The 6,482-nt window shown below is 41.0% G+C and carries 3 protein-coding genes and 2 pseudogenes; 1 reads left to right on the top strand and 4 read right to left on the bottom strand.

Translation table 11 applies throughout. The annotated features are described in order from the left end of the window. The first annotated feature begins 433 nt into the window (after positions 1-433). Positions 434-1,435: a rod-share determining protein MreBH gene (gene mreBH / locus JCM9157_RS19370; protein ID WP_035667375.1), complete on the top strand. Its 1,002-nt coding sequence runs from the start codon at positions 434-436 to the stop codon at positions 1,433-1,435. A 48-nt stretch (positions 1,436-1,483) separates the two neighbouring features. Here mreBH and JCM9157_RS19365 read toward each other — a convergent pair whose 3' ends face one another. From JCM9157_RS19365 to JCM9157_RS19350, 4 genes and pseudogenes are all read right to left on the bottom strand, one after another. Continuing rightward, positions 1,484-2,278: a carbon-nitrogen family hydrolase gene (locus tag JCM9157_RS19365; protein WP_035667372.1), complete on the bottom strand. Its 795-nt coding sequence runs from the start codon at positions 2,276-2,278 to the stop codon at positions 1,484-1,486. 1 nt (position 2,279) lies between these two features. Then, a complete protein-coding gene (locus tag JCM9157_RS19360; protein WP_035667369.1) occupies positions 2,280-2,741 on the bottom strand; it encodes a DUF3052 family protein in 462 nt (153 codons plus the stop codon). 112 nt (positions 2,742-2,853) lie between these two features. After that, positions 2,854-4,253: pseudogene (locus tag JCM9157_RS19355) on the bottom strand (amidase family protein). A gap of 356 nt (positions 4,254-4,609) precedes the next feature. Next, positions 4,610-6,480: pseudogene (locus JCM9157_RS19350) on the bottom strand (PTS fructose transporter subunit IIABC). Between the last annotated feature and the right edge of the window lie 2 nt (positions 6,481-6,482).

The following is a 6,482-nucleotide window of genomic DNA, read 5'->3' as shown; positions in this document are numbered from 1 at the left end:
CCCCAACCTCTTCCGGACTGAGAGGACCTTATCTTCTTAAATATCATAGGTTTAGCGCAGTTCAAGGACTCAGATGACCTTATCTACCAATATTCAAGTCGATCCACCCACTTTTTCATACAATAAGAGCTCCTGTGTCCTCCAACCCCTCCCAAACAAGGTTTTTGACACTAATAAGGGCCTCTGTGTCCACTTCACATTTGAAGCCCCCATCAGCAAACACCCTCCCTCAAAAATCGCCACTCTTTTTACACTCTACCAGTACTAAAGACCTATTCCATCTGTTCTTTCGCCAAAATTCGTGGCTAGTCCCACATTCCTCTCATATTCTTACATAGAAGATGAGCACACCGACACTATAATAGCCTACCTCTTTACTGTTACAATCAAAACCTAGTAATACTTAAAAAAGTTGGTGATTGAAATGAACTATATGTGGAAAAATGCAGTGATTGGAATTGATCTAGGAACTGCTAATACACTTGTATACAGTAAAGATAAAGGAATTATTTTAAATGAACCTTCAGTAGTGGCGGTAAACGTGGACACGAACGAAGTATTGGCTATTGGGATTGAGGCTAAGAACATGGTCGGGAAAACCCCAGCGAATATTGTAACGGTTAGGCCATTAAAAGATGGAGTCATTGCTGATTTTACAACCACTTCTCAGATGCTAAAAGAGATTATGAAAAAAGCAAGCAAGAAACTAAATCTTGCCATGAGAAAGCCAAGTGTTGTTGTTTGTGCCCCTTCTGGCTCAACATCTGTTGAACGCCGTGCTATTTTAGACGCCGTCAAAAGTTGTGGTGTGAAACAAGCTCATATTATTGAGGAACCGTTAGCGGCTGCGATTGGGGCTGATCTGACTGTCCAAGAGCCGATCGCCAATGTCGTCGTGGATATCGGGGGTGGAACAACCGAGGTCGCTATTATCTCATTTGGCGGAGTTGTTACTTGTCGCTCGATTAGAATCGGCGGGGACAAGTTCGATGAGAGTATTATTCAGCATGTAAAAAAAGCTTATAATATTATCATTGGTGAACGTACGGCAGAAAGAATCAAGATGGAAATTGGATATGCTCCTATTGAGCACGAAACCATCGAACTTGAGGTTAGAGGAAGAGACCTCATACACGGATTGCCGAAGACCGTTACCTTACACTCTAAAGAAATTCAAGAGGCTTTGAAAGAAGGCATGCTACAGCTGCTTGAGGCAATCAGAGTAACACTAGAAGATTGTCCACCAGAGTTAAGTGGAGATATTGTCGACCAAGGCGTGACTTTAACCGGTGGCGGGGCGCTCCTTAATGGTATGCAGGATTGGCTTAAGGAAGAAATTTCTGTTCCTGTCCATATTGCCCCAAATCCTCTTGAAGCGGTAGCAATCGGTACAGGTCGATCATTACAGTTTATTGATAAACTTCAAAAAGTTTAAGAGTAACGAGAAAGAGGATCTATCATAAGATAGACCTCTTTTCTCATTTTAATGCGTTTCATATAAATGAGGTACTCTACTTGAAAAAACCGGTACTTCTTTTCTAATCCGTGTAACTTCATCTAAATTAAGCGTTCTAACTATCGTTTCCTGTTCTTTACCCGAAGCCTTTGCTAGCACTTCTCCCCAAGGGTTAGTGATCATCGAACGACCCGCAAATTCGACATTATTATACGTGCCTACACAGTTACAACTCACCATGTAAACTTGGTTCTCAATTGCTCGCGCTTGCTGAAGAATTTCCCAATGTAGCGCCCTTGCTTCTGGCCATTCTGCGACCACAAATACAACCTCAGCTCCTTGTAAAGCTAATGATCGAATTAGTTCAGGAAAACGCAGATCATAGCAAATAACCAAACCCATTTTTCTACCGTCTAACTCAAACACTTTCCCTGAATTCAAACCACCCTTCAAGTACAAATGCTCATCTAACATCGGGACCAGATGCATCTTATCATACGTGTGAATAATACTCCCTTTCCGATCCAAAATTAGCGAACGGTTGAAGATGTTTCCATTTTCTTTAACTGCTATAGATCCTGCTACAATATTCACTTTAGTTCTTCTTGCAAGATCTTGTAAAAATGCTTCGGTCACGCCTTGATCTTCTGTTAGAATTTCCTCTAATTCAGGCAGCGTATAAGCTGTCGTCCACATTTCAGGAAGAACACAAACATCAACTTCTTCATCAGCACAAACCTGCTCCACCCATCGCTGAACCTTTTTTCTATTTTTTTCTGGTTGCCCTGGGATTAACTCCATTTGGTAACTAGCTATTTTCATCTTAATCCTCCTTACTTGTTCGTGCTTTCCCTTCTTCTGTTGCTGCAAATGTACGCTTCATCGTTTTAATGTGTTGGACGTGACGAAAACGTAACGCTGACCAATCCTCATCAATGGCCACTTGACGAACTGGCTCAAATCCTTGTTCACCTAGTAGCTGTGCGACCGTTTCTCGGCTACAATCTGAGCCTTTATATCTTTTGGATGCTTTTTTCGGGTAGCTCAGCCAAAATAAGCCGTTATCCTTTAACAGTGACACTGCTTCTGTCGCTTTTTCCTTAAGCTCATCATTACTCGTTGCAAAAATATGAATGAAGCCATAACTCTGTTTCGCCATTTCTGTATCGGCATTTTCGCCAAACTGATTCATTACTTCATCATATTCCTTTGGAGCACCGATGATTAACACAGGATTATAGTCGGGTTTCCATTGTAGTTTTTTAATAGTCGGATGTAATTCCATCGTCATTCTCCTAACATATTACTCTTTCTTCTATTATACATTGAACTTGGAAAGCGAATCCAATAAGAATAGAGCTAAACTTATCTCGAGTTTTGCTCTACTTACTTCTATTTTAAAATTCAAAAGTTGGATTCAATCTGGCTTTCGTCAACTCTTCGAAGGCAGCTGCAATTTGAATCAGTTTTTCTTCAGAAAAAGCAGTTCCCGTAAACGTAATCCCAACCGGCTCTCCTTCAGCAGTATAACCTGCAGGAACAGTAATTGAAGGATAACCTGCTTTTGCAGGGATGGCCGCCCCGTAATTATTAGGAAAAACAAGAACATCCAGCTGATCTTTCTCCAAAGCTGCATCAATTCCATTAATGGAAGAGTGGTATTGATCAAATTGTAAGGCATCCAAATATTCTTTTTCTGTTAACGTGCCTTTGGTTTTATCTGATTTAGTCAATAAGCTTTGTCCATAGCGCAATCTCTGCTCACTATCCTCTTGATTAAATCGGATTACATCAGTAAGTGTACGTACCGGAACTTGAGCACTCACATTGGCTAAATAAGCATTTAGATTGGCTTTGAATTCATAGACCAATACATCAATGGACCATTTTTCTTTAGCTGAAGGAATGACCACATCATCTACAATTGAAGCACCCGCTCCCTTTAATTGCTCTATGGCCCTGTTCATGATTTCTTTCTTTTCTTCGTTCAGATGATCAAAAAATCCTTCTCGCGCAATCCCTATTTTCACTTGATCAAGAGAGCTCTTATCTAATGCAGACAACAATTGATCTTGCGTTAACGGATTTTTCAATGTAGCTGGGTCAGTAGGATCCTCACCCATCATGGCGGCTAGTACATACACTGCTTCTCTCACGGTCCGAGTCATTGGACCGCTGTGTCTTGGGTGTGAGAAATTGGGATTACTCCACTTCGGCTAATCAAACCAACAGTAGGTTTAATTCCGACAAGACTATTCTGACTAGACGGACTTAAAATTGAACCTGATGTTTCTGTTCCAATCGCTACCGTTGCTAACTGTGCGGCAATAGCAGCTCCCGATCCAGAGCTAGAGCCTCCAATATCAAAGGAAGAACCATATGGATTTTGAACTTGTCCACCTCTTGAACTATAGCCACTCGGCATATTTTCCGTTGACATAAAATAAGCCCACTCAGACATATTCGTTTTCCCTAAGATAACGGCACCAGCCTCACGAAGCTTTGTTACTAAGTATAAATCTTTTTGGGCTATTGAGTCTTTCAACGCAAGAGAGCCAGCACTTGTATGTAATTTATCAGCGGTATCAATATTATCTTTTAACAGCACAGGAATTCCGTGAAGTGGACCTCGTTTGCCTTGTTTTGCTCTTTCAAAGTCCATGGCTTCAGCAATGTGAAGAGCATCAGGGTTTACTTCTAAAACGGAATTTAATGTAGGTCCAGCTTGGTCAAGACGTGCAATTCGATCTAGATAAATGAGAACAAGCTCTTTTGAGGTGATCTCGCCTTCCTCCATCTTTTGCTGAATTTCATCTATAGCTGCATAAGGGAACCACGTTTCTTCAATTTTTATTAATTTTGGATTTACCATTTCCCCAACCTACTTTCCTCTTCTATTTCGGATTTCTAAACAAATTTTAGCATGGAATATGTTAAATAAAAAGCAGGAAAGAACGTAAGCCCCTTCCTGTTAATCAGGCTAAAAATAACCTTTTTAGCCGATTCAAGGAAGCAGCAATGGCTGCACGCGTTGCGCGCTGCTATGAGAAACCCACTCATAGCAGGCTTAAAATCTTGCAACGGTTCCGCTCATTTCTTAAAGGGCCACTGAAAAAGGGTAAAAACATCCTTTTCCAGTGGCCCTTATCTTAACTATACTGTTTTCTTCTTCCAAAATCCTAGCATTAATGCAGTGACAATCGCACCAACAATAATGGCAATTAAATACATAAACGCATTTCCGTATACAAGAGGAATAACGAACAATCCTCCGTGTGGTGCTGGTAAACCAATATTGAAGATAGCTGTTAACGCACCTGCTACAGCAGAACCAACAATGATCGAAGGGATTACTCGACCAGGATCAGCAGCAGCGAACGGAATCGCTCCTTCTGTAATAAATGAAGCTCCTAATACATAGTTTGTTTTCCCTGCTTCACGCTCTTGTTTCGTAAATTTACTCTTAAATAACGTAGTTGCTAATGCGATACCAAGTGGTGGTACCATTCCCCCTGCCATAACAGCAGCATGAGGACCGAAGTTACCAGCGTCAATCATCGCAATCCCGAACGTAAACGCTGCTTTATTAATCGGACCACCCATATCAACAGCCATCATTGCACCAAGATCACACCAAGAAGAACCATATTAGCTGTTCCCATTCCGCCAAGCCAGTTTTCAAGACCTGTGTTGAAAGCTGATAATGGACCAACTAACCAAAGCATTGCCATACCTGTTAAGAAAATATTTAAGACCGGATAGAAAAGAACGGTTTTAATTCCTTCAAGCCATTGCGGTAAATTCTCTAAAGCTTTACGAACACCTAATGCTAAATAACCTGCTAAGAAACCTGCGATCAAACCACCTAAGAATCCAGCTCCACCAGTCGAAGCAATCAAACCACCAACCATACCAGCTGCAAAACCAGGACGATCAGCAATACTCATAGCGATAAATGCAGCAAGAACAGGAATCATTAGTCCAAATGCATTTCCGCCACCAATTGTCATTAACATTTCAGCAAACGCATTATAAGTCGGATGTTCAGGATCAAATGCTTCGATACCAAACATGAAGGAAATCGCGATTAGAATACCTCCACCGACAACAAATGGAAGCATGTTAGATACACCATTCATTAAGTGCTTATAAAAGCCAGACTTTCCTTTTGACGTCTGACCATCATCACTTGATTTTCCAGAACCACCATTATAGATTGGCGCATTGCCATTTTGCACTTGGTCAATCAGAGCTTTTGGTCTTTTAATCCCATCTGCTACTGGAACTTGTAACACAGGTTTCCCGTGGAATGGATCCATATCGACTTTGGTATCAGCTGCCACGATAATTCCTTTTGCATTTCTAATGTCTTCATCCGTTAAGCGATTTTTCACTCCGCCTGAACCATTCGTTTGTACCTTAATCGTTATGCCTTGTTTTTCTGCTTCAGCTTTTAGCGCATCTGCAGCCATATATGTGTGAGCGATTCCCGTTGGACAACCTGTTACGGCTAAAATCGTATAACCATCTTGTGTGTTTTGTTGTTCTTGCGCTTCTTTTTCCAAAAACTCTTGTTCTTTTTGATCAATTGCTTTTAATACATCATTTTCCGAACTCGCCTTTAATAACGTTTCACGGAAACCATCATCCATTAAGAAAGTGGATAATCTTGAAAGCGTCGCTAAGTGAGCTTCATTTGCACCCGCCGATGCGGCAATCATAAAAAATAAATAAGTTGGTTGGCCATCTAGAGCATGATAATCTACACCAGCTGTTGAGCGTCCAAACGCAATCGAAGGCGTTTTAACCGCTTCGCTCTTCGCATGCGGAATGGCAATCCCTTCACCTAGCCCCGTTGTACTTTGATTTTCTCTTTCCCATATGGCTTTTTTAAATTCAGTAGAGCTATTTAATCTACCTGCTTTATCAAGGTTTAAGACAAGCTCATTGATCGCAGTATCTTTATCTGTTGCTTTCATATCTAAAACGATGGTTTCTCTTTTTAACAGATCTGAAATTTTCATCT

This window comes from Halalkalibacter akibai JCM 9157 (assembly GCF_000513135.1).
Classification (GTDB): domain Bacteria; phylum Bacillota; class Bacilli; order Bacillales; family Bacillaceae_D; genus Halalkalibacter; species Halalkalibacter akibai.
The sequence above is the reverse complement of the archived record's forward strand: the minus strand, read 5'-3'. Positions and strand labels throughout refer to the sequence as shown.